The sequence below is a fragment of the Streptomyces sp. NPDC008313 genome, assembly GCF_042956125.1.
Taxonomy (GTDB): Bacteria; Actinomycetota; Actinomycetes; order Streptomycetales; family Streptomycetaceae; genus Streptomyces.
The window spans coordinates 136,134-157,067 of the sequence record NZ_JBIBFR010000015.1 but is presented as its reverse complement, the minus strand read 5'-3'; the positions used below and the strand labels follow the sequence as shown (position 1 = coordinate 157,067).

General features: G+C 74.0%; 19 protein-coding genes. 8 read left to right on the top strand and 11 right to left on the bottom strand.

The features are described 5' to 3' along the window. Window positions 1–4 precede the first annotated feature (4 nt). A complete protein-coding gene (locus tag ACFY93_RS21665) occupies window positions 5–910 on the bottom strand; it encodes a VOC family protein (RefSeq protein ID WP_391361421.1) in 906 nt (301 codons plus the stop codon). 239 nt (window positions 911–1,149) lie between these two features. Between ACFY93_RS21665 and ACFY93_RS21660 the strand changes: the two genes are divergently transcribed. Both ACFY93_RS21660 and ACFY93_RS21655 read left to right on the top strand, forming a co-directional pair. After that, window positions 1,150–1,785: a TetR family transcriptional regulator gene (locus tag ACFY93_RS21660; protein WP_391361577.1), complete on the top strand. Its 636-nt coding sequence runs from the start codon at window positions 1,150–1,152 to the stop codon at window positions 1,783–1,785. A 157-nt stretch (window positions 1,786–1,942) separates the two neighbouring features. Continuing rightward, complete coding sequence (locus ACFY93_RS21655) at window positions 1,943–2,599, top strand: pyridoxal 5'-phosphate synthase (protein WP_391361418.1); 657 nt, start codon at window positions 1,943–1,945, stop codon at window positions 2,597–2,599. A 35-nt stretch (window positions 2,600–2,634) separates the two neighbouring features. Here the strand turns inward: ACFY93_RS21655 and ACFY93_RS21650 are convergent, their stop codons facing one another. After that, window positions 2,635–3,237, bottom strand: a complete 603-nt coding sequence (locus tag ACFY93_RS21650; protein WP_391361415.1) for a GNAT family N-acetyltransferase — start codon at window positions 3,235–3,237, stop codon at window positions 2,635–2,637. Between the two features lie 245 nt (window positions 3,238–3,482). Here ACFY93_RS21650 and ACFY93_RS21645 point away from each other — a divergent pair, with 245 nt between their 5' ends. Continuing rightward, window positions 3,483–4,751, top strand: a complete 1,269-nt coding sequence (locus tag ACFY93_RS21645; RefSeq protein ID WP_391361413.1) for an NAD(P)-binding domain-containing protein — start codon at window positions 3,483–3,485, stop codon at window positions 4,749–4,751. Window positions 4,752–4,764: 13 nt separating this feature from the next. On the opposite strand, the gene ACFY93_RS21640 is transcribed toward ACFY93_RS21645, so the two are convergent. Next, complete coding sequence (locus ACFY93_RS21640; protein WP_391361411.1) at window positions 4,765–6,120, bottom strand: MFS transporter; 1,356 nt, start codon at window positions 6,118–6,120, stop codon at window positions 4,765–4,767. Between the two features lie 70 nt (window positions 6,121–6,190). On the opposite strand from ACFY93_RS21640, the gene ACFY93_RS21635 reads away from it, so the two are divergent. After that, window positions 6,191–7,204: a helix-turn-helix domain-containing protein gene (locus ACFY93_RS21635; protein ID WP_391361409.1), complete on the top strand. Its 1,014-nt coding sequence runs from the start codon at window positions 6,191–6,193 to the stop codon at window positions 7,202–7,204. 642 nt (window positions 7,205–7,846) lie between these two features. Here the strand turns inward: ACFY93_RS21635 and ACFY93_RS21630 are convergent. From ACFY93_RS21630 to ACFY93_RS21620, 3 genes are all read right to left on the bottom strand, one after another. After that, entirely contained in the window at window positions 7,847–8,389 is a 543-nt protein-coding gene (locus tag ACFY93_RS21630; protein ID WP_391361406.1) for an ATP-binding protein, read from the bottom strand. A gap of 545 nt (window positions 8,390–8,934) precedes the next feature. Next, complete coding sequence (locus tag ACFY93_RS21625; RefSeq protein ID WP_391361403.1) at window positions 8,935–9,447, bottom strand: EF-hand domain-containing protein; 513 nt, start codon at window positions 9,445–9,447, stop codon at window positions 8,935–8,937. A 92-nt stretch (window positions 9,448–9,539) separates the two neighbouring features. Next, the gene (locus ACFY93_RS21620; RefSeq protein ID WP_391361400.1) at window positions 9,540–9,923 is read right to left on the bottom strand and encodes an anti-sigma factor antagonist; all 384 of its coding nucleotides are present in this window, start codon (window positions 9,921–9,923) and stop codon (window positions 9,540–9,542) included. Between the two features lie 362 nt (window positions 9,924–10,285). Between ACFY93_RS21620 and ACFY93_RS21615 the strand changes: the two genes are divergently transcribed. Together ACFY93_RS21615 and ACFY93_RS21610 are read left to right on the top strand one after the other, a co-directional pair. Next, the gene (locus ACFY93_RS21615) at window positions 10,286–10,876 is read left to right on the top strand and encodes a sigma-70 family RNA polymerase sigma factor (RefSeq protein WP_391361398.1); all 591 of its coding nucleotides are present in this window, start codon (window positions 10,286–10,288) and stop codon (window positions 10,874–10,876) included. After that, a complete protein-coding gene (locus ACFY93_RS21610) occupies window positions 10,873–12,087 on the top strand; it encodes a zf-HC2 domain-containing protein (RefSeq protein ID WP_391361396.1) in 1,215 nt (404 codons plus the stop codon). The genes ACFY93_RS21615 and ACFY93_RS21610 overlap by 4 nt, the downstream gene beginning before the upstream one ends. 31 nt (window positions 12,088–12,118) lie before the next feature. Here ACFY93_RS21610 and purU read toward each other — a convergent pair whose 3' ends face one another. Both purU and ACFY93_RS21600 read right to left on the bottom strand, forming a co-directional pair. After that, a complete protein-coding gene (gene purU, locus ACFY93_RS21605) occupies window positions 12,119–13,000 on the bottom strand; it encodes a formyltetrahydrofolate deformylase (RefSeq protein WP_391361393.1) in 882 nt (293 codons plus the stop codon). Window positions 13,001–13,046: 46 nt separating this feature from the next. Continuing rightward, window positions 13,047–13,547 carry a hypothetical protein gene (locus ACFY93_RS21600; RefSeq protein ID WP_391361391.1) on the bottom strand — a complete coding sequence of 167 codons (501 nt, stop codon included), beginning with the start codon at window positions 13,545–13,547 and terminating at the stop codon, window positions 13,047–13,049. A 117-nt stretch (window positions 13,548–13,664) separates the two neighbouring features. Between ACFY93_RS21600 and ACFY93_RS21595 the strand changes: the two genes are divergently transcribed. Then, the gene (locus tag ACFY93_RS21595; RefSeq protein ID WP_391361389.1) at window positions 13,665–14,963 is read left to right on the top strand and encodes an ABC transporter substrate-binding protein; all 1,299 of its coding nucleotides are present in this window, start codon (window positions 13,665–13,667) and stop codon (window positions 14,961–14,963) included. Between the two features lie 46 nt (window positions 14,964–15,009). Here the strand turns inward: ACFY93_RS21595 and ACFY93_RS21590 are convergent, their stop codons facing one another. Then, complete coding sequence (locus tag ACFY93_RS21590) at window positions 15,010–16,632, bottom strand: hypothetical protein (protein WP_391361386.1); 1,623 nt, start codon at window positions 16,630–16,632, stop codon at window positions 15,010–15,012. Between the two features lie 240 nt (window positions 16,633–16,872). Then, window positions 16,873–18,258: a transcriptional regulator gene (locus ACFY93_RS21585; protein WP_391361385.1), complete on the bottom strand. Its 1,386-nt coding sequence runs from the start codon at window positions 18,256–18,258 to the stop codon at window positions 16,873–16,875. A 399-nt stretch (window positions 18,259–18,657) separates the two neighbouring features. Between ACFY93_RS21585 and ACFY93_RS21580 the strand changes: the two genes are divergently transcribed. Then, window positions 18,658–19,338, top strand: a complete 681-nt coding sequence (locus tag ACFY93_RS21580; protein WP_391361382.1) for a bifunctional DNA primase/polymerase — start codon at window positions 18,658–18,660, stop codon at window positions 19,336–19,338. Window positions 19,339–19,407: 69 nt separating this feature from the next. Here the strand turns inward: ACFY93_RS21580 and ACFY93_RS21575 are convergent, their stop codons facing one another. Continuing rightward, window positions 19,408–20,364 carry an alpha/beta fold hydrolase gene (locus ACFY93_RS21575; protein ID WP_391361379.1) on the bottom strand — a complete coding sequence of 319 codons (957 nt, stop codon included), beginning with the start codon at window positions 20,362–20,364 and terminating at the stop codon, window positions 19,408–19,410. Window positions 20,365–20,934: the final 570 nt, after the last annotated feature.

The window sequence follows — 20,934 nt, the reverse complement described above, 5'->3', positions numbered from 1 at the left end:
AACTTCACCGTTCGATGACCGCGAACGACGCTCCTTGACTGTCCGTGACCACGGCCACACGCCCGTACGACGCCTCGAAGGGCGGAGCCAGTACGCGGCCGCCGAGCCGGGAGACCGTGGAGAGCGCCGTCTCACATTCCGGTACGCCGAAGTGGACGAGGAAGTGGGGCGGCATCTCGGCCGGGTAGAGGTCGGACACCGGGACCCGGCCGAAGTCGGGCGTCGCGTCCGGGCCGAACAGGGCGTCGTGGAACAGCCCGCCGTAGAAGCGGTCGACGAGCGCCGTGTCCCGTGCGTACAGCTCCGCCCAGCAGAACGCGGAACGCTCGTGCCGGCGGCCGAAGCCGGGATGGCTCCCGCCCTGCCACAGACCGAAGACGGCACCCTCGGGGTCGGCGGCGAGCGCCATCGTGCCGAGCCCGTCGATCGGCGTCGGATGGGTGATCACCTGGCCGCCCGCGGCGGTGATCCGGCGGATGAGCGCGGCGGGGTCGGGGGCGGCGAAGTACACCGTCCACACGGTGGGCATCCGGCCGTCCCGCTTGGGCGCGAGACCGGCCACGGGGCGGCCGTCCCTCCACGCCGGTACGTAGGGGCCGTACGGGTCGCCCAGATGGATGCCGCCGCCGTCCCCGCCGGCCCGGTCCTCGCCGCGGTCCCCGGCCCGGTCCTGGCCGCGGTCGCCGCCGTCGCCGCCTGTGTCGAAGGTCCAGCCGAAGAGTTCGCCGTAGAAGCGCTTGCCCGCCTCGACGTCGGGCAGCTGGGCGTCGGCCCAGCAGGGGACGCCCTCCGCGTAGGCGGCGGGGGGCGCGGCGGCCGCAGGCCCCGGGGGCGGCGGGCCGGTGGGTGCCGGGTCACCGGTCGACGGACCGGTGGGTGTCGGGTCGCTGGGTGCCGGGGAGTCGGCCATGGGGCCAAGCTAACGGCGTTCCGCACTCCGCGCTCGCCGAGCGAAAGCCGGGCGGACGCGAGGTCTTCGCGTGGGCTTTTCCGGGGAGATCCCGCAGTGGTGCGAAAGGCGGCATTCGCGGCGCGAAAGACTCGCGTACGGGGTCTTCCTCGCCGGGCACAATGGGGCCGTTCCCCATTTGCAGTCGGCCGAATCGCGCTCCCCTCACCCGTCGGTAAGCTGACGACATGACAGGACAAGTGCGTACCGTTGACGGCCGTGTGGCCGGACGACGTGGGCAGGCGACCAGGCAGAAGCTGCTCGACTGCCTCAGCGACATGCTCAGCTCGTCGCCCTATCGCGACGTCAAAGTCATTGATGTCGCCCGGAAGGCGGGCACTTCACCCGCGACCTTCTATCAGTACTTTCCGGACGTCGAAGGCGCCGTCCTGGAGATCGCGGAGCAAATGGCCGCCGAGGGCGCCGGGTTGGCGGAGCTGCTCGAAGGCCGCTCCTGGGTCGGCAAGGCGGGCTGGCAGACCGCGCAGGAACTCGTGGACGGATTCCTGGAGTTCTGGCGCAACAACGACGCCATTCTCCGGGTGGTGGATCTGGGGGCCGCCGAGGGCGACAAGCGGTTCTACAAACTCCGCATGAAGATCCTGAATTCGGTGAACAGCTCCCTTTCGGACTCGGTCGCCGAGCTCCAGGCCAAGGGCAAGGTCGACAAGGACGTGAATCCGGCGGCGATGGCCGGTTCCCTCGTCGCGATGCTCGCCGCCGTGGCCTCGCACCAGCGGGGTTTCCAGTCGTGGGGTGTCAAGCAGGCCGAACTGAGGCCGAGTCTCGCCCTGTTGGTCCATCTGGGCGTCACGGGCAAGAAGCCGACGCGATAGCGCGCCCCTTTCCCTCCTTTCTCCTCACACCCTCCCTGCATTCGCTTCTCCCTTTCCTGTCAGTCCTGTCGGTCCTGTCACGCGGGCGGCCGTCCACTCCGGTGGGCTGCCGCCCGCGGCGCTGTACGGGGCGCCGCGCGGGGCGATACTCACAGGCATGGGAACCGATCTTCACGAGCTGCTCAGGACGTTGCGGGTCTGGGACACGGAGCTGCCCGGGTTCGACCCGGGTGCCGCACCCGCGGAGCCGCTGGAGCTGTTCACGCGGTGGCTCGCCGAGGCCGCCGCGGCGGGGCAGACCGAGCCGCACACCATGTCGCTGGCGACGGTCGACGAGGCCGGGCTGCCCGACGTCCGCACGGTGATGCTGCACGGGGCCGACGCGGACGGCTGGTCGTTCGCGACGCACGCGGGCAGCCGCAAGGGCCGCCAGCTCGCCGCCCGCCCGCAGGCGGCCCTCGGCTTCTACTGGCCCGCCCAGGGGCGCCAGGTCCGTCTGCGCGGCCCGGTCACGGCGGCGCCGCCGCAGGAGGCGCAGGCCGATCTGCACGCCCGCTCGACCGGCGCGCTGGCCGCCGCCCTGGTCGGCCGGCAGAGCGAACGGCTCGGCTCCGCCGGGGAACTGGCGGACGCCTCGGAGGCCGCCTGGGAGCGGGCCCGGCGCGAGCCGGACGCCCCGGCGCCGAGCTGGACGCTCTACCGCCTGCGCCCCGACGAGGTGGAGTTCTTCCAGGGCGACGCCCGCCGCCGCCACGTACGCCTCGCCTACCGGCGCGCGGAACAGGGGTGGACCACCGGGCTGCTCTGGCCGTAGGGGGCGGGGGCCGGCCGGGCGGGGCCGCGAAGGAGCTAAGAAAGGCGCGGCTCCGGGTCCGAGGTGATCCGGGCGTGCAGGTGCACGTCGCGGAAGGCGTCCTGGCGGCCCTCCTCGAACATCGCCTCCCGCAGCGTCCCCTCGTACGGGAAACCGCACCGCTCCGCGACCCGGCAGGACGCCTCGTGGCCGAGGGCGTGGCCGAGCTCCAGGCGGTGCAGGGCGAGGCCGGTGAAGGCGAACCGGGCCGCGACGGCGAGGGCGCGGGTGGCGACGTGCCGGCCACGGGCCTCCGGGAGCACCCAGTAGCCGACGCGGGCGTAGCTCATGACGTGGTTGATCTCGTTGACGCCGATGTGGCCGAGCGTGGCACCGGTCTCGGCGTCCGTGATCCGGAACGAGGCGGACTCCCCGTTCGCGACGCTCTCCGCGCGCGAGCGCAGCGACTCACGGGCGGCATCGATGTCACGGACGGCCACGAGAGGCGTGTTCCAGCGCTGGAAGTCCGGGTCGGTCAGACCGCGCAGCCACGCGGCCACGTGAGCGTCGGACTCCGGGTCCCAGGCGCGCAGCCGCAGACCGTGGCCGTGGGGCTCGGGAAGGGGACGGGCGAGGGACATCTTCTGCGCGTCGGACATCCGTCCATTGAATCCCCTCCCGCCCCGGTGCTGTCGGCAGGGGTGGCCGCGGCCACACCGCCCGCGCCCGCGCGGGCGGGACACCGGCGGCACCCGCACACCCCGTCCGGGACGCCACCGGCCGCACACAACCGGTCGGCCACCGCACCGGGTCCGTCCACTCCCCTCACACCCGTGATCGATTCGCAACCGATTCCGGTCTTGACCGAGACCCATCAATGGAGGACGTGATTACGCTCGCGCTCATGGTCGACTCGACAGCTTCCCCGGCGCGCCGCTCGGTGCCGGCCCACGAAGACCGCCCCGTGTACGTCATCGGCGGCGGTCCCGGCGGGCTCGCCGCCGCGTACGCCCTGCGCGCCCGGGGCGTACGGGCCGTCGTGCTGGAGCGGTCGGAGCACGTCGGGGCGTCCTGGCGGCGGCACTACGCCCGGCTGCGGCTGCACACCACGAGACGGCTGTCCTCGCTGCCGGGGCTGCCGATGCCCCGCTCGTTCGGGCGGTGGGTGGCGCGGGACGACGTGGTCCGGTACCTGGAGAAGTACGTCGACCACCACGAGCTGGAGGTCGTCACCGGTGTCGAGGTGTCCCGGGTGGAGCGGTCCGGCGACGACTGGCTGCTGCGCGCCACCGGCGGCCGGGAGCTGACCGGCGCCGCCGTGGTCGTCGCCACCGGCTTCAACCACACGCCCCGCGTGCCCGACTGGCCCGGTCGCGACACCTACACCGGTGAGCTGACGCATGCCGCCGAGTACCGCGACGCCGGGCCGTACGCGGGCCGTGACGTGCTGGTCGTGGGCATCGGCAACACCGGCGCCGAGATCGCCGTCGACCTCGTCGAGGGCGGGGCCTCGCGGGTGCGGCTCGCGGTGCGCACGGCGCCGCACATCCTGCGCCGGTCCACCGCCGGGTGGGCGGCCCAGTACACCGGCATCCTGGTCCGCCGGCTGCCCGTCGGCCTCGTCGACCGGCTCGCGGGGCCGGTGGGCAGGGTCAGCGTCCCCGACCTGTCGGCGCACGGGCTGCCCCGGCCCGGCACCGGCCTCTACTCACGGGTCAGGGAGGGGGCGATCCCGGTGCAGGACGTCGGCCTGATCAAGGCGGTCCGCACGGGGCGGGTGGAGATCGTGGCCGCCGTCGAGGGCTTCGAGGGCGGTGAGGTCCTCCTCGCGGACGGGAGCCGCGTCGCCCCGGAGGCCGTCGTCGCGGCGACCGGCTACCGGCGAGCCCTGGAAGGACTCGTCGGTCACCTCGGCGTCCTGGACGGGCGCGGCCGGCCGGTCGTCCACGGCGGCCGCACCCCCAGGAGCGCGCCCGGCCTGTACTTCACCGGCTTCACCAACCCGATCAGCGGCATGCTCCGCGAACTCGCCCTCGACGCCGAGAAGATCGCGAAGGCGGTCACGCGGTCGCGCGCGAAGACGAGGGCGAAGTCGAAGGCGAAGACGGCGGCAAAGGCGAAGACGGGGGCGCAGGGGGAGGCCGGGTCCGGCGTCACCGCCGGGGCCGAGTAGCACCCACACCGCGTCAGGCCGTCGCGGGCACCGGCGTCAGGTTCCCCGCCGGGCGGCGGCGGATCACCAGCGCCATCAGCGCCGCCGCCGCACACAGCGCGCCCGAGGCGTACCAGACCACGTCGTACGAGCCGAAGGCGTCCCGGGCGACGCCGCCGAGGAAGGCGACGACGGCGGCGCCGACCTGGTGCGAGGCGAGGACCCAGCCGAAGACGATCGCGCTGTCCTCCCCGTAGTGCTCCCGGCACAGGGCCAGGGTGGGCGGGACGGTGGCGACCCAGTCGAGTCCGTAGAAGACGATGAAGAAGATCATCGGCGGGTGCACGGTCGGGTACAGCAGGACGGGCAGGAAGAGCAGCGAGACGCCGCGCAGGGCGTAGTACACGGCGAGCAGCCGGCGGGAGTCGAAGCGGTCCGTGAACCAGCCCGAGGCGACCGTGCCGACCACGTCGAAGACGCCGATGACCGCGAGGAGCGAGGCCGCCGCCGTGATCGGCATCCCGTGGTCGTGGGCGGCCGGCACGAAGTGGGTCTGGACGAGTCCGTTCGTCGAGGCGCCGCAGATCGCGAACGTCCCGGCGAGCAGCCAGAACGGGCCCGTGCGCACCGCCGACAGGAGCACCCGCACCGTCCGCCGGGCCGCGCCCGGCACCGGCGCGGGCTTGGCGACGTACTCGGTCGCCCCGTACGGCGTGAGGCCGACGTCCGCCGGGTGGTCCCGCAGCAGCAGCCAGACGAAGGGGACCACCGCGAGGGCGGCGAGGGAGACCGTGACCGCGGCCGGGCGCCAGTCGTGCTCCGAGACGATCCAGGAGAGCAGCGGCAGGAAGATCAGCTGCCCGGAGGCGGACGCCGCCGTGAGGATGCCGGTGACCAGGCCCCGCCGCTCGGTGAACCAGCGGTTGGTGACCGTCGCGGCGAAGGCGAGGGCCATGGAGCCGGAACCGAGGCCGACGAGCAGGCCCCAACACAGCATGAGCTGCCAGGGTGCGGTCATCCAGACGGTGGCTCCGGCACCGAGCGCGATCACCAGGAGGGCGACCGCGACGACCCGCCGGATGCCGAAGCGGTCCATCAGCGCGGCCGCGAACGGCGCCGTCAGCCCGTAGAGCGCCAGGTTGAGGGAGACGGCGGCGCCGATCGTGCCGCGCGACCAGGCGAACTCCTCGTGCAACGGGTCGATGAGCAGGCCCGGCAGCGAGCGGAAGGCCGCGGCGCCGATGATCGTCACGAAGGTCACGGCGGCGACGAACCAGGCACGGTGGACACGGGGGCCGCGGACGCGGGCGGGGCCGTCCGGCCGACGGGTGGCCGGACCGGAGTCCTCCGGGCCCCGGGTGGAGTCGATGGCGTCGCTTGTCTGGGTCACGCCTAGAGCTTCGGGCCCGCGGTCACGGCGGACGAGTGGCCGGAAGGACAGTGTTCGCTAGGATCAGGCCATGACCTCTGCCCCCGCCCCTCGCCGGCACCGCGTCGCCGTCCTCGCGATGGACGGCCTGCTCCCCTTCGAACTCGGCATCCCCCAGCGCATCTTCAACCGCGCCAGGGGCCCCGAGGGCCGCAGGCTGTACGAGGTCGTCACGTGCTCGGTCCGGCCGCCGGGCCCGGTCGCGACCGACGCCGACTTCTCGGTCCTCGTGGAGAACGGCCCGGAGGCGCTGGCCACTGCGGACACGGTCGTCGTCCCCGCCTCGTACGAGCTGGGCCCCGTGTACGACGAGGGCGTGCTCACCGGCGAACTGGCCGCCGCCCTGGCCCACATCAGGCCCGGCACCCGGCTGGCCGCGATCTGCACCGGGGGCTTCGTCCTCGCCGCCGCCGGATACCTCGACGGCCGCCCCGCGACCACGCACTGGGCCAGCGCCGCGCACTTCCAGCGGCTCTTCCCGACTGTCAGGGTCGACGCGGACGTGCTGTTCGTCGACGACGGGGACGTGCTGACCTCCGCCGGCGTGGCGGCCGGGATCGACCTGTGCCTGCACCTCGTACGGCGCGACCACGGCACCGCCGTCGCCAACGACGTCGCCCGGTGGACGGTCGTGCCGCCGCACCGGGACGGCGGGCAGGCGCAGTACATCCAGCGGCCCGTGCCGGAACCGCAGGTGGCGACGACGGCCGCGGCGCGCGCCTGGGCGCTGGACCGGCTCGCCGAGCCGGTCCAGCTGCGGGACATGGCCGCCCAGGAGTCGATGTCCGTACGGACGTTCACGCGCCGCTTCCGTGAGGAGGTCGGCGTCAGCCCTGGGCAGTGGCTCACCCGGCAGCGCGTCGACCGGGCCCGGCATCTGCTGGAGTCCAGCGACCTCTCGATCGACCAGGTGGCCCGGGAGGCCGGGTTCGGCACGGCCCAGTCGATGCGCCAGCATCTGCAGGCCGCTCTCGGGGTCACCCCGACGGTGTACCGGCGGACGTTCCGCACGAGGGGCGAGGGAGCGGACGGCCGGGCGGCGTGACGGAGGCCGTCCGCGAGGAGCCGCTCGCGCGACGGGCCGGAGACGGTCCGGCGGTCCGGCGGTCCGGCGGTCCGGCGAAGGAGGGTTCCGTCGCGTGACGGAAAACTGTCCACAGGCTGTGGACAGACGAGGGCGTCGGGTGGCGGCGCGCCTCCCCCAGTGCCGACTGCGCCCGGACGGAAGGTCCCCACCCCCGCCCCGGGCGCGGCGTCGCGCGCCGCCATCCGGCTCCGGCGCGTCCGCCTCGCCCTACCCCCCCGGCCGGGCGAGGAGCCGACGCCGAATCGCGACCCACACTCGCCGGGGGTCCCGTCACCGGAACCCTCGCCGTCCCCTCACGGCGAATCGCTGAACAACAGCGTGATCAAACGGATACTCGCCGTCAACACCCGATCGTGTGATTTGTCGCTTACTGACGTCTTTGCGGCCGCGCGCATGGAGGCATCACCCGGCGCATTCGGCTCTGGCCGGAACGCGGGGGCAGGGGGTTCGTGCACGCGTACCCGGGCGGGTGCCCCGGCGCACCGGAGGGCGGGCCGGACGGCACCGCGGCGCAGGGCGGGAGACGGGGCGCGGAGCGGACGCGGCGGAGGCGGCCCGGATCGACTCCGGGCCCGCCCGCACCGGTGGGCCCCGGTGCCCTCAGACCGCCGCCCGCGCCAGGTCCTCGAACGCCGTCGGCCCGCCCCGGTACGCCGTCGCCGGCGCGGGGGCGGGTGCCGGGGACCGGGAGGCGCAGCGGTCGAGCTCGCACCAGATGCTCTTGCCGGTGCCCTCGACGCTCCAGCCCCAGCGGTCGGCGAGCCCGTCGACCAGCTCCAGGCCGCGCCCGTTGGTCTCGTCGCCGTCCGCGTGCCGGGGGGCCGGGGGACGGGCGCTGGAGTCGGCCACCTCCAGGCGGACGGTGCCGGCGACGGCCTCCGCGGGACCCGGGGCGCCGGACGGGCCGGACGGGTCCGCGGCGTCGTCCCGTCCGCCGGGCAGCAGCAGCCGCAGCACGGCCGGGCAGCCCGTGTGGACCACGGCGTTGGTGACCAGCTCGGAGACGAGCAGGATCAACGTCTCGGCGAGCGGTTCATCGACTCCTATGCCGCATCCCACGAGCCTCGACCGCGCCCATCTGCGGGCTCGCCCCACCTCTGCGGGGTCGGGCCGGATCTCCAGCTGCACTTGAAGCACCTGCACCGCTCACACCATCCGAACCGGCGGACACATCGCCTCGCGCCTCACAAGGGCCACGAACGTGGCCATCGACTGCATGGCCAGACACAGGATCACGGAACGTGATCCCCTTACGGGACAGCATGGTTGACGTACAGTCACCCCAACAAGCGCTTCGGGCATATTCCAGCGCGAAGGAGTACGCATACGGCATACTGTGCGACGCTCGCCGCGGGGAGTCGAACAGGCAGTGGCGGAGGTTCGCCCTGCCCCGCGAGCGGCGCACATCGCCCGGCCCGGAGTCGCCTCGGGGGCGGCACCGGGATGGCTCGGCATCAGAACCACTCGCATCCCACACAAGGTACCCGAGCCGGACGCCGACTCCAGTCCGTGACAAGTCACGCGTAGGACACAACCCGGTATCAACGCTCTGTAATGACGGTGTGCCACGTTCCGTGACATCTCCTCCGCGGAGCCCTCGAACCGCGTGCGGAACGAGGGCTCCGGCGGGCATCACGGCGTCGGCCTCCCGGCCAACCCGCCTCCGTGGCGGGCGACTTGGGGCCGGGTCACTCCGGGACGGTGAAGTAGCGCGCGAACGCGCCGACGACCTCCTTCTCGCCGATGCGGCCGTCCGCGTCCGTGTCGAGGGAGGCGGCCGCCGCCGCGGCGACCTCCCCGGGCGCGCCCAGGGCCCGCAGGACGCGTGCGGTCTCGTCGACCGTGGCCGCGCCGTCCCCGTCGGTGTCCGCGACGGCGAGGGCCGCGTGCAGGAAGGGGCGGGCGATCTCGGCGAACCGGTCGGGGTTGTCGCGCAGCCGCTTCACCGCGCCGCCCACGAACTCGTCCCGGGTGATGCGCTGGTCGCCGTCGCGGTCCGCGATGCCGGCCATGCCCTGCCAGAACGCCTCGGCGCCGATGTACAGGGCCTGGCCCTTGTCGGACCGGGCCCTGACGCCGAACTCGGTGAGGACCGCCTTGGTCGCGGCGTTGAAGTCCTCCCGGTCGATGTAGCCGTTGCCGTCCTGGTCGAAGGTCGCGAACCGGGCGGCGATCCTCCGCTCGTACTCGGTGCTGACCATGGTGTCTTCGGACCGCCTTACCTCTGCGTCGGGTGCGTCTGGCACGGAGCGTACGACGTGGGAGGACCCGGCGGGGGCGGAAGGGGTGCCGTTCACGCGGAGAGGGGGCGCGACTCCTCGTCGAGGGCCGTGCCGACGTCCGGGTAGACGTCGAAGAGGCGGCGCACACCGAGGGCCGAGAGCACCCGGTTGACGTGGGAACCGTCCTCGGCGCCGCGTGCGGGGAGTATCAGCCGGAGCCGTCCCTGGCAGGAGCGGATGAGCCTGCGGGTGGCGATGAGGACGCCGACGCCGCTGGAGTCGCAGAAGAGGACTTCCGAGAGGTCGAGGACGAGGCTGTGCCGGCCGTCGGCCACCACGTCGTGCACGCGCTGCCGCACGGTCGGCGACGTCATGAGGTCCATCTCGCCGGAGACGCGCAGCACGGCCCACTCGCCCTGGTCGCCGTCGGTCACCTTGAGCGTTGTCACCGCCATGCCTCTCGCTCGCCGGAAACGGAAGCAGACCCTACGCTTCCTCGTGCGCGCCTTCCCAACCGCCCTTCCATGAAACACCGGACCTCCGACGCTGACGTGACGCTGTCGAGCCATTCCGATCGTGTTTCGGTCATATTCACCGGGACTTCAGTCCGAAGTAGGCAGTTCTGATCCGAATCGCACAGTGTGGGCGACCTGCGGAGGGAAGCTTTCCCTTACCACTCGCGGGCCTCCGGGGGGCGCACATTGACGCAAAGGGGCGTGCGATGGCCGAACTGCCCACTACATTCGACTGGACGACGGCACACCCACGGGCGCCCGGACGGGCCTGGACACGAACAGGGGCGAGGGGGCACGCACGCATGGCGGCGAAGGACGCTCCGGCCCGCTGGGACCGCAGGATGCAGCAGCGTCTGACCCGCGGCGAGGCGGCGGCCCTCGGCGAGCTCTACGACCGGTTCGCTTCGCTCGTGCACGGTCTCGCCCACCGGGTGCTCGACGACGAGCGGGCCGCCGACCGGATCACCCGCGAGGTCTTCGCCTACGTCTGGGAGAACCCCGGCGCCTACGACCCCGGGCAGGGCCCGCTGCGCTCCTGGGTCGCCACGCTGACGCACCGTCTCGCCGTGCGGCGGCTGCGGCAGACCGAGACGGCCGCGCTCGCCCGCGCCGAGGGGACCGGGCCGAGCGCGGCGGAGGAGCTGGAGCGCAAGGTGCGCAGCGCCTCGGTGGCCGCCCGCGCCGACTACATCGTCACGTCCATGCCCACGCCGCTGCGGGCCGCCCTGGAGCGCGCCTACTTCCAGCGCCGCGACTACCGGCAGACCGCGGCCGACCTGGGCATCACCGCCGAGGAGGCCCGCCGCCGGCTCCGCCTCGGACTCCAGCTGCTGTCCACGGCCCACGACACCGGCTCCCCGGAGACATCGTCCGAGCCCGGGGGTGCGCCGTGACCGACACCGGCCCGCCGTCCGCCACCGCCGCACCGGCCCCCGGGCCCCCGGCTCCCCCGTCCGCCGCACCCCTCGTACGGGAGCACCGCGTGCTGAAGTCGCTGCTCGGCGCGTGGGCGCTCGCCGCCTGCTCCGCCGAGGAGACGGCCGCGGTCGAGGAGCACCTGGGCGGCTGCGGCCCGTGCGCCGACGAGGCGCTGCGGCTGCGCGAGGCGGTCGGCCTGCTGCACCCGGCGGAGAGCCTCGACCTCGATCCGGCGCTGCGCACCCGGGTCCTCGAGGGCTGCCTCGACCGGCGTCCGCCGCGCATCCCGGTGCCCGGCTGGGCCGCCCCGTACGACGCGGAGGCCGCCCGCCTCGACGCGCTGCTGCAGGACATCGGCGACGCGGAGTGGCACGCGCCCGTACGGCTGCGCTGGTTCGACGGGGAGGAGCCGGCGAGCCGCCGCACGACCGTCGCCGGGGTCATCGCCCATCTGCTCGCGGTCGACGGCCTGGTCGCCCTCGCCCTGGGCCTCGACGACCCGCTGCGCGAGACGTCCGGGGACGGCACCCCGGGGCGTCGCACGGAGGCGTACTGGCGGGCCGCCGCCGTCCCGCCCACCCGCTCCGTCCGCGAGCCGTGGCGGGAGCAGAGCCATCTCCTGGTGCGGACGGCGTCGTTCGCGCGGGAGAGCGGCGCGCGGTCGGGCGGCGCGGGCGCCGGGGCACTCCCGGTGCCGTACGGGGACTTCGAACTGCCCCTGCGGGACGCGCTGCTGGACCGCGCCTTCGAGTGCTGGGTGCACGCGGGCGACATCGCGGAGGCGGTCGACTACCCGTACGAGCCGCCAGCGCCGCGCCATCTGCACCGGATGATCGACCTGGCGGCGCGGATGCTGCCCGCCTCGCTGGCGCGGCGGCGCCGAGCCGGGCTGGCCGGGCCGCCCGCGCACGGCGCCCGGCACCTGGTCACGGCCGGCGCGCCGGGGCGGAGCCTGCGGCTGGAGATCGAGGGCTCGGGCGGCGGGGAGTGGCTGATCCCGCTCGACTCGCCGGGGGCGGCCGCCTCCGCCGAGCACGAGGTCGCCCATGTCGCGCTGGACGGCGTCGAGTTCTGCCGGCTGGCCGCGGGGCACGTGTCGCCGCGTGAGGCGGCCGCCGGTCAGGACGGCGACCGCGAGGCGATCAGGGACGTGCTGTACGCGGCGGCGTCACTGAGCCGGATGTAGCCCCGGCCGCACGAGGGCGGGCGAGCGGGGGCTAGGCGAAGACGACCGTGCGGCGGCCGTTGAGCAGGATGCGGCGCTCGGCGTGCCACTTCACGGCGCGGGCGAGCGCCTGGCACTCGACGTCCCGGCCGATGGCGACGAGCTGGTCCGGGGTCACGCCGTGTCCGACGCGCTCGACCTCCTGCTCGATGATCGGGCCCTCGTCGAGGTCGGCGGTCACGTAGTGCGCGGTGGCGCCGATCAGCTTCACCCCGCGCGTGTGCGCCTGGTGGTACGGCTTCGCGCCCTTGAAGCTCGGCAGGAACGAGTGGTGGATGTTGATGATGCGGCCGTTGAGCTGCTTGCAGAGGTCGTCCGAGAGGACCTGCATGTAGCGGGCGAGGACGACCAGTTCGACGTCCTGGGCGCGGACCAGCTCCAGCAGCCGCGCCTCGGCCTCCGCCTTGGTGTCCTTGGTGACCGGGATGTGGTGGAACGGCACGTTGTACGACGCCACGAGCTCGGCGAAGTCGGTGTGGTTGGAGACCACGGCCGCGATGTCGACGGGCAGCGCGCCGATCCGGGCCCGGAAGAGCAGGTCGTTCAGGCAGTGGCCGAACCTGCTGACCATGAGGACGACCCGCATCCGGTCCTCGGCCCGGTGGATCTGCCAGTCCATGTGGAAGGAGTCGCCGATCGCCGCGAAGCTCGCCCGCAGCTTCTCCACGGTGACCGGGGCCTGGGCCGAGAAGTGGACGCGCATGAAGAACAGTCCGGTGTCGTGGTCGCCGAACTGCTGGCTGTCCTCGATGTTGCAGCCCGTCATGAAGAGGTAGCTCGACACGGCGTGCACGATCCCCTGCTTGTCCGGGCAGGAGAGCGTGAGGACGTACTGCTCGGCGGGCGCGTCGGCGCGGACGGACTGCTCGTTCATGCACGCCAGGGTCCCATACCGGGCCGGACCGGCACACGGCCGTCCGTCAGGCGGACCGCGTCACGATGCGCAGCACCTCGAGCGTGCTGGGCGGGGTGTCCGGGTTCTCGCCGTCGCCGGCCGCCATGCGCAGATGGGCGTCGCGCGCGGCACGGACCGCCTCCGGCCACGCCTGGTGGTCGAGGTACGCGGAGACGGGCGCGTCCGGCCCGACCTGGTGCATGATCCGCAGGACGCGGAGCACCGCGCTGTCGACGAGCGCCGCCTCCTGCGAGTCCCGGAAGATCGTCCCGACGTACTTCTCGGCGGACCAGTTGTCCAGCCAGGTGTCCTCGACCAGGCGGTACACGGCGTCGGTGACGTCCCCGTACCCGTCCACGCCGGCGAGCCAGACGTCCCGCTGGAAGACCGGGTCGGAGAGCATGTGCAGCGCGGAGCGCACATTGCTGCGCCAGCGCCACCACGGCATGTCGTTGAGTGGCATGCCGCCCATGGTGGATGAGCGACGCCCGCGACGGGAAGAGTTCTCCGTACCTTGCACGGTCACCGATCGTACGTTCCTCGCTCCCAGGGATCGCCCGGCCCCCGTAATTCACCTGTCCGTCACCTTCTGTTGGCCACTGGTCACGCACGGGTTGGGTCTGTGAAGGAAGGGTGCGGTCACATGACCGGCAGGCGACTCATCCGCAGGCTCCTCCCCGCCCTCGACCCCGCCGCCAGGGCCACCGCGCTGTCCGCGGGCGCCCTGGCGGCATGTGCGTCGCTCCTCACCGGGTGCGGGATCATCCCTGGTGTCACGGGGGGCACCGGGGACGATCCCGTCACCGTCATGACGTGGGCACCCGAGGGGACCGCCTCGACCAACGAACCCGGGATGCCCGCCATGGCCAAGGCGTACGCGCGCTGGGTGAACGCCCACGGCGGCCTGGGCGGACGCGAGCTGAAGGTGCTCACCTGCAACGACCACAACGACACCGTCGGCGCCGTCGCGTGCGCCCGGCGCGCGGTCGACGCGGACGTCGACGCGGTCGTCGGCTCCTACAGCCAGTACGGCCGCTCGTTCCTCGCCCCGATCAGCTCCGTCGGCATCCCCTACATCGGCGGGTACGGCGTCACGGACGACGAGTTCACCAACCCGCTCTCCTATCCGGTCAACGGCGGCCAGCCCTCCCTGCTCGCCGGTCTCGGCCATCAGCTCGGCCGGGCGTGCGGCCCCGTCACCCTGATCCGGCCCGACACCGTGGCAGGCGACCAGCTCCCGGTGCTGCTGAACGCGGGTCTGCGGTCCTCGGGGCACGCCGCCTCCGCCGACCTGCTGGCCCCGGACGACGCGACCGAGTACGGGGACCAGACGCAGCGGGCGCTGCGCGGGGCGACGTCCGAGCCCGGCAAGCGGGGCTGCGTGGTCACCGCGCTCGGCGACCGCACGGACACCTTCATGGACTCCTTCCGGCGTGCCCGCGAGGACTATCCGGAGGTGCGCACGGCGACCGTGCTGGGCAGCGTCGACCAGTCGGGGATCGACGCCGCCGGCGGCGCGGCCGGGCCGTACGAGGGGGCGTACGTCACCGGCTGGTACCCGGTGGCGAGCGACGCCCGCTGGAAGCCGATGCGCGAGGTGATCAAGAAGGAGGCCTTCAACGACAACCGGATCGACCCCGGGGACGCCGGGGTGCAGACCACGTACGTCGCGTACACCGTGCTGAAGGCGGTCGTCGAGTCGCTGGGCGGCGGCGAGGTCTCCGCCCGCACCATCCGCAAGGCACTCGACGAGGGCCTCGAGGTGCGCACGGGCGGCCTCACGCCGAAGCTCAGCTGGCGCTTCGAGAACCTGATCGCCGCCGTCGACTTCCCCCGGCTGATGAACGCCGACGTCACCTTCCAGGTCGTCCGCGACGGGCGGCTGGTGGCGGTGCGGCGCGGGTTCATCAACGTGTCGAAGACGCTGGAGGACGCGGACTGAGCGCCGCGCGCCGGGGCGGCGCGCCGGACCGGGCCGCGCGCCGGGGTCAGAGCTGGGTGGGCTGGCGCTGGGTCAGGCCGTACTTGGCCGCGATGGCGTTCCACAGCTTCGCGGCCTTGACCTTCTGCGCGCTCGCCGTGCCGCTGGCCTTGTTGCCCGCCGCGGTCTGGCCGGTGGTGCGGGCGTGCCCCTTCTTGCAGCCGTGCTTGCCTGCGGTCTGGTCGGCCCAGGCGGCGTAGTGGTTGTCCGCGGACGCGGAGGCCTTCCAGGCGCTGGTGAGCGCGGCGGTCAGCTCCGCGTGGGCGGGGAGCTTGTCGACCGAGAGCGTGGTGAGCCGGGTGACGAGGCCGCCGCGCTGCTCGGCGGCGTTGCGCAGGTCGGCGGCGGCCGTGCCGAGGTTCTTGCAGGCGCGGACATCGGTGACGGCGTTGACCACCGACTCGCGGCTGTTGTTGCTGTCGGCGAGGAGCTTGTCCAGCGCGACGGCCTGTTCCTTGGCCGGGTCGGCCGACGGCGACGCCGACTCCTCGGACGCGGGCGCGGTCGCCGACACCGTCGTGCTGTCGTCGTCCTGGTCGCCGTCGCCTCCGCCGCCACCGCTGAGCAGGGCGCCCGCGCCGATGCCGAGCACGGCTATGCCGACGCCCACGGCGGCTATCAGCGGGACGCGCGAACCGGTGCGGCCGCCGCGGCCGCCGCCGTCGGACGCGGAGCCGGTGCGCCGGGCGGCCCGGCCTCCGGGACCCTGCGGCGCGTACGGAGCCGGGGCGGGAGCGGCCTGCGCCTGTGCCTGGTCCGGGCCGGTGAAGCGGGGCATCTGCTGGGTGGCTCCGCCGGCGGGGCCGGAGCCGTCGCGGAAGAGGTTGTCGAACTCGGCGGGCGGCTGCCGGTCGTCCGGGCCGCCCGGCGCGGTGCCGTACGGCCGGCCCCCGCCCGGCTGCCCCGGCACCGGCGCCATGAACCGGGTCGCCTCGGCATCGGGGTGGGAGGCCGGGTGCGGCGCGTGGTCCGCGGTGTGCGGGAGCGGTCCCGCGGCGCCCTGCGGCCCCCGGCCGAGGTACTGGGTGGCGTCGGACGGCGTCTCGGGCGGCAGCGCTCCGGGGCCCACCGGCGGGATGTACTGGGTCGCCCCCTCGTCGGGCGCGGGGGGCACCGGCGGCAGGTACTGCGTCGCCCCTTCGGGCCCCCCCGCGGCGACCGGCGGGATGAACTGCGTGGCGCCCTCGTCGGCGGCCGGCGGCAGCGGCGCCGAGTGCGCGGGCGTATGCCCCGGCGCACCGGCTCCCGGGTGCGCCGGGTAGCCCCCGGGGGCGTAGGACGAGGGCTGTGCGCCCTCGGGCGGCAGCGGGCCGGCACCGCCGGTCTGCTGCGGCGGGTATCCGTAGCCGCCGCCCTGGCCGCCCTGACCGCCCCAGCCGTCCCCGGGCGTGCCCCAGCCGTACGCGGGCTGCGGGGCCTGCGCCGACGGGTCGGACCGCTCGGGCTGCTGCGGCTGTCCCGGCCCCCAGGGCTGACCCCAGGTCTGGCCGCCCGCCGGGACGGCGTGGCCGTCCGCCGGGCGGTCGCCCGCCGTGCCCGGCAGCAGGGGCGCACTGCCGTCGGAGGGCAGCACGATGCCTTCGCGCGCGGGCTGCGCCGAGGGCTCCTCGCCCTGTCCACTCTGCGTCACCGGGACTCCTACGAATGGGGGACCTTCGGAATCGTCGGCTCACGCTACCGGGTCCCCACGACCCCGTGCCACGCAGCACCGGAGGTGACGTCCCAGGACGCCGCCTCCGGTGACAGCGGTAACAGAACCGGCCCGCCGGGCGCTGTATAGGGCCCCTTTCCCTCACCGGCCTCCGGTTCGCCGCGCGTTCGGGCCGCGGCCACCTTCCGGACGCTCAAGGCCGGTGCGGGTTCCGGGCGTTCAGGCCGCCGCCTGGAGATCGAGACGTGCCCCGAACTCCCGTACCACCGGCTCCTCCCGGTAGGGCTGGAGCCGCTGCTGGAGGTCGTCGAGGTATTCGGCGCCCCGGTTGGACCGCAGCGTGCCGAGGAGTTCGACGGCCCGCAGACCGGTGTGGCAGGCCTGCTCGACCTCGCGCTGCTGCACCTGGGCCGTGGCGAGCAGGACGTAGCCGATGGCCCGCCGCCTGGCCCGCGAGGCGGGGTGCCCGGCCAGGGACTCCTCCGCGCTGCGTGCGGCCGCCTGCGCCTGTCCGAGGTCCCGGTGGCAGTGCGCCAACTCGTCGGCCAGATAGGCGTGGTCGAAGTGCGCGATCCACACCGGGTCGTCGCCGGCGGCCGGGTCGGCCGCCTCCAGGGCCGTGAGCGCGCGCCCGGACGCGGCCTGGGCGGCCCGCGCGTCGCCCAGCAGGGCGTGCCCGCGCGCCTCGGCGGCGTGGAACATCGACTCCGCGCGCGGCGTCGCGCGCCCTCGCGCTCCTTCCTGCGCCGCGCGCGCCAACTGCGCGATCTCCCGCGGGTTCCCGAGCTGCGCGGCCAGGTGACTCATGGACGCGGCGAGCACGTACCCGCCGTACGCGCGGTCCCCGGCCGCCTGGGCCAGCCGCAGCGCCTGGATGTAGTACCGCTGGGCGAGACCGGGCTGCCCGGTGTCGACGGCCATGTAGCCCGCGAGCTCCGTCAGCCGGGAGACCGCCGCGAACAGCTCGCGGCCCACGGCCTCCCGGTACGAGCCGGCCAGCAGCCCGGAGACGACGCTGTTGAGGTAGTGCACGACGACGGGCCGGACGTGCCCGCTGCCGTACTGGTGGTCGAGGTCGACCAGGGCCTGGGTCATCGCGCGGACGGCCGCCACGTCCGACAGCCCGACCCGTGGGCCGCCGGCCCGCGAGACCTGGGTGTCCGGCGCGGAGATCAGCCAGTCGCGGCTGGGCTCGACCAGCGCGGAGGCGGCGACGGAGGAGCCGGACAGGAAGTCCCGGCGGCCTACGTCGCTGCGCCACAGCTCGCAGACCTGTTCGATGGCGCCCAGCACGGTCGGCGAGAACTGCAGCCCGACGCCCGAGGCGAGGTTCTTGCCGTTGGCCATGCCGATCTCGTCGATCGTGACCGTACGGCCGAGCTTGCGGCCGAGCGCCTCGGCGATGATCGCCGGCGCCCGTCCGCGCGGCTGCTGTCCGCGCAGCCAGCGCGCCACGGACGTCTTGTCGTAGCGCAGGTCGAGGCCGTGCTCCGCGCCGCACATGTTGACCCGGCGGGCCAGTCCGGCGTTCGAGCAGCCCGCTTCCTGGATGAGCGCCTGCAGCCGTTCGTTCGGCTGCCGCGCGACGAGAGGCCTTGCGGCCATGACGTACCCCCTGTGGCTGCGGTGCCTGCCCACGCACCGGGTTGTCGGTTCTCAGCGGCTCGGCGGACGGATCCGCGCACGCGGCCGGGAGGTTCCGGAGGACGATCCGGAAGATCCGGCCTCGGAGATCAATGCCCCGCGGACATACCGACAATGCGAGACATGTGAGGATTGCCGGGGTGAAGGCGGATGCCCGGCCCCTCACCCTGGTTACCCGCCCCCGAGCCCGTTCCTCCCGCGCGCCCCCGCCCATGCACCCATGCGCCCCGGCCGGGGAAACGGTGCTCCTCCCCCGCGCGCGCAGGCCCCACGTGCCCGTCCGCCCCGGTGCCGCACTTCGGCGGACGCCGCCGTCCGGACGAAGGGGCGCGGCCGTAACCCGAGTTGACGGCAGTAGTTGTGTTCATCGTGGAAGAGACGATCGCAGGCACCGAGACAGGCACCGAGACCGCCCGAATCCCCACGCAGCGGGGCGAATCACTGATGGACGCCGCTGTGCGCTATACCGAGGAACGCCACTGGGACGTGTTCCCCGGCACCTGGCTCGAGGCCGTCGACGGGGTGCCGCGCTGCTCCTGCGGCGAGCCCGCGTGCCCGCTGCCGGGGGCGCACGCGGCGCGCGAGGACTGGGCGACACAGGCGACGGGCAGTGCGACCGCCGCCCGCCGGCTCTGGTCGGCGCAGCCGACGGCGTCGGTCCTGCTGCCGACGGGGCGGACGTTCGACGCGCTCGACGTGCCCGAGACCTCCGGGTTCCTCGCTCTCGCCCGGATGGAGCGCATGGGGCTGACCCTCGGACCGGTCACCTGCACTCCGGACGGGCGCATGCGGTTCTTCGTGCTCCCCGGCGCCGCGGCGAAGATCCCGGAGCTGGTACGGAAGCTGGGCTGGCCGCTCGCCTCCCTCGGCCTCGTCGTGCTCGGCGAGGGCGCGTACGTGGCGGCGCCGCCCACCCGGTACGGCTCGCGGGGTGCCGTCCAGTGGGCCTGCCGCCCCACTCCCGCGAACCGCTGGCTGCCCGACGCGGAGGAGCTGATCTCCCCCCTCGCCTACGCCTGCGGGCGGGACAACCGGCGCTGAGCCCGCGGCCGCGGGGCGGGCGGACCGGGGCGTGTCCCGGGGCCGAGGGCGCACCCCCGGCCCCGGGCCTCAGCCCTTGAACACGTCGTCCAGGAAGGGCTCGATCGCCGTGCGCCAGGCGTCCGGCTGGTCGTAGTGGACGAGGTGGCCGGCGTCGGCCACCTCCGCGTACCGGCCGTGCGGGAGGACACGGACCATCTCCTGGGACTCGGCGCGGCCGAGCTGGCCGTCGAGGCCGCGGACGACCAGGGCGGGGCAGCGGACCTGGGCCAGCTCCTCCCAGTGGGCGTCGTAGACCCATGTCTCGCGGGAGGTGAGCATCTGCTCGGGTTCGAAGACGGGGCGCCAGCCGTCGGCGGACTCGGCCATCACCTCGGCGTAGAACTCGCCGCGGGCCGGGTTGGGGCGCTCCACCCAGGGGTCGTCCTCACCGAACCACTTGCGTACGTCGGCGAGGGTGGCGAACGGCACCGGCCACGCCTCGAACCAGTCCTCCCACTCGCGCTGCGAGGCGGCCCCGAGCGCCGAGGCCCGCATGTCACAGATGATCAGACCGCGCACCAGGTCGGGGCGTTTGGCGGCGAGCTGCCAGGCGGTCAGCGCGCCCATCGCGTGGCCGATGACGACGGCCGGGGCGAGCCCGAGCTGCTCCAGGGCGGCCTCGGCGTCGTCCACGTAGGCCTCGCGGGTGTAGGCGCCCTTGGGCGGTTTCTCGCTGCGGCCGTGGCCCCGCTGGTCGAGCGCGACGGCGCGGTACCGCTCGGAGAGCCAGCGGGTGGTGCTCGCCCAGTGCGAGGCCCGTCCCATCAGCCCGTGCAGTAAGAGCACGCCGGGCGCCCGCTCGTCCTCGCGCGCGGCGGCGGACCCGGCCCCCTCGGCGCCGCGTCCGCCGGCCGCCCGGGGCCCGGCGGCCGTCGAGCCCGCCGCGGCGGAGACCGTCGCCGGGTCGCCCTTGGGCGGGTCGGCGAACTCCCAGGCAGCGAGGCGTACGCCCCCCGTACCGGTCACGTCGATGCGCCGCACCATAGGTCTGGCACCCCCCTGGGGCCTCTCGTTCGGACCGCACGCCTCCGCCCGGTCCGGCCGGTCACTCGTACCCGTCGTTCACCGCTGCACCCGCACGCTATCGAACGTGTATCCGAAGGTGTGCTTCTTGGCGGCAACACCCCTCGTTCGAGTGACCGTGCTCAAGGATTGACCGCCGTCCCTCAGGGGAGATCTTCAGCGGGGGGCGGACCGCTCGGGGAAATCGGTCCGCGGGGAGTGACCCTGGGAGCTCGGGGCTCCGGGTCAGCACAGGGGAGGACAGGCCCCGGCGCCGCACGGCGCCGGGGCCCTCCACGTCTCTACGGCACATCATCCCCGTCCCCTTCCCGGCCGCCGTGACATCGCTGTCGTACGCGGCCAAGAGCCCCTCAGGTCATATGCCTCACGCGACAGCCTCGCACGCGAACGGCCGGACCGCTGCGATTCGGCGCACTGAATCTTGGATTCGGCCCGATCGGCCGGAACGGCACAACTGCCCCTCACGTCCCGGTAGTTGGCCTGCCCGCACCCGGACCGCAGGTCGGCGGCCCTCCGGGGCCGCCCCGCGGC

Bases quoted from the DNA above. Each gene is read 5' to 3' on its own strand.
- ACFY93_RS21665 (WP_391361421.1), bottom strand. From the start codon at position 910: ATGGCCGACTCCCCGGCACCCAGCGACCCGACACCCACCGGTCCGTCG.
- ACFY93_RS21655 (WP_391361418.1), top strand. From the start codon at position 1,943: ATGGGAACCGATCTTCACGAGCTGCTCAGGACGTTGCGGGTCTGGGAC.
- ACFY93_RS21650 (WP_391361415.1), bottom strand. From the start codon at position 3,237: ATGTCCGACGCGCAGAAGATGTCCCTCGCCCGTCCCCTTCCCGAGCCC.
- ACFY93_RS21645 (WP_391361413.1), top strand. From the start codon at position 3,483: ATGGTCGACTCGACAGCTTCCCCGGCGCGCCGCTCGGTGCCGGCCCAC.
- ACFY93_RS21635 (WP_391361409.1), top strand. From the start codon at position 6,191: ATGACCTCTGCCCCCGCCCCTCGCCGGCACCGCGTCGCCGTCCTCGCG.
- ACFY93_RS21625 (WP_391361403.1), bottom strand. From the start codon at position 9,447: ATGGTCAGCACCGAGTACGAGCGGAGGATCGCCGCCCGGTTCGCGACC.
- ACFY93_RS21620 (WP_391361400.1), bottom strand. From the start codon at position 9,923: ATGGCGGTGACAACGCTCAAGGTGACCGACGGCGACCAGGGCGAGTGG.
- ACFY93_RS21615 (WP_391361398.1), top strand. From the start codon at position 10,286: ATGGCGGCGAAGGACGCTCCGGCCCGCTGGGACCGCAGGATGCAGCAG.
- purU (WP_391361393.1), bottom strand. From the start codon at position 13,000: ATGAACGAGCAGTCCGTCCGCGCCGACGCGCCCGCCGAGCAGTACGTC.
- ACFY93_RS21595 (WP_391361389.1), top strand. From the start codon at position 13,665: ATGACCGGCAGGCGACTCATCCGCAGGCTCCTCCCCGCCCTCGACCCC.
- ACFY93_RS21585 (WP_391361385.1), bottom strand. From the start codon at position 18,258: ATGGCCGCAAGGCCTCTCGTCGCGCGGCAGCCGAACGAACGGCTGCAG.
- ACFY93_RS21575 (WP_391361379.1), bottom strand. From the start codon at position 20,364: ATGGTGCGGCGCATCGACGTGACCGGTACGGGGGGCGTACGCCTCGCT.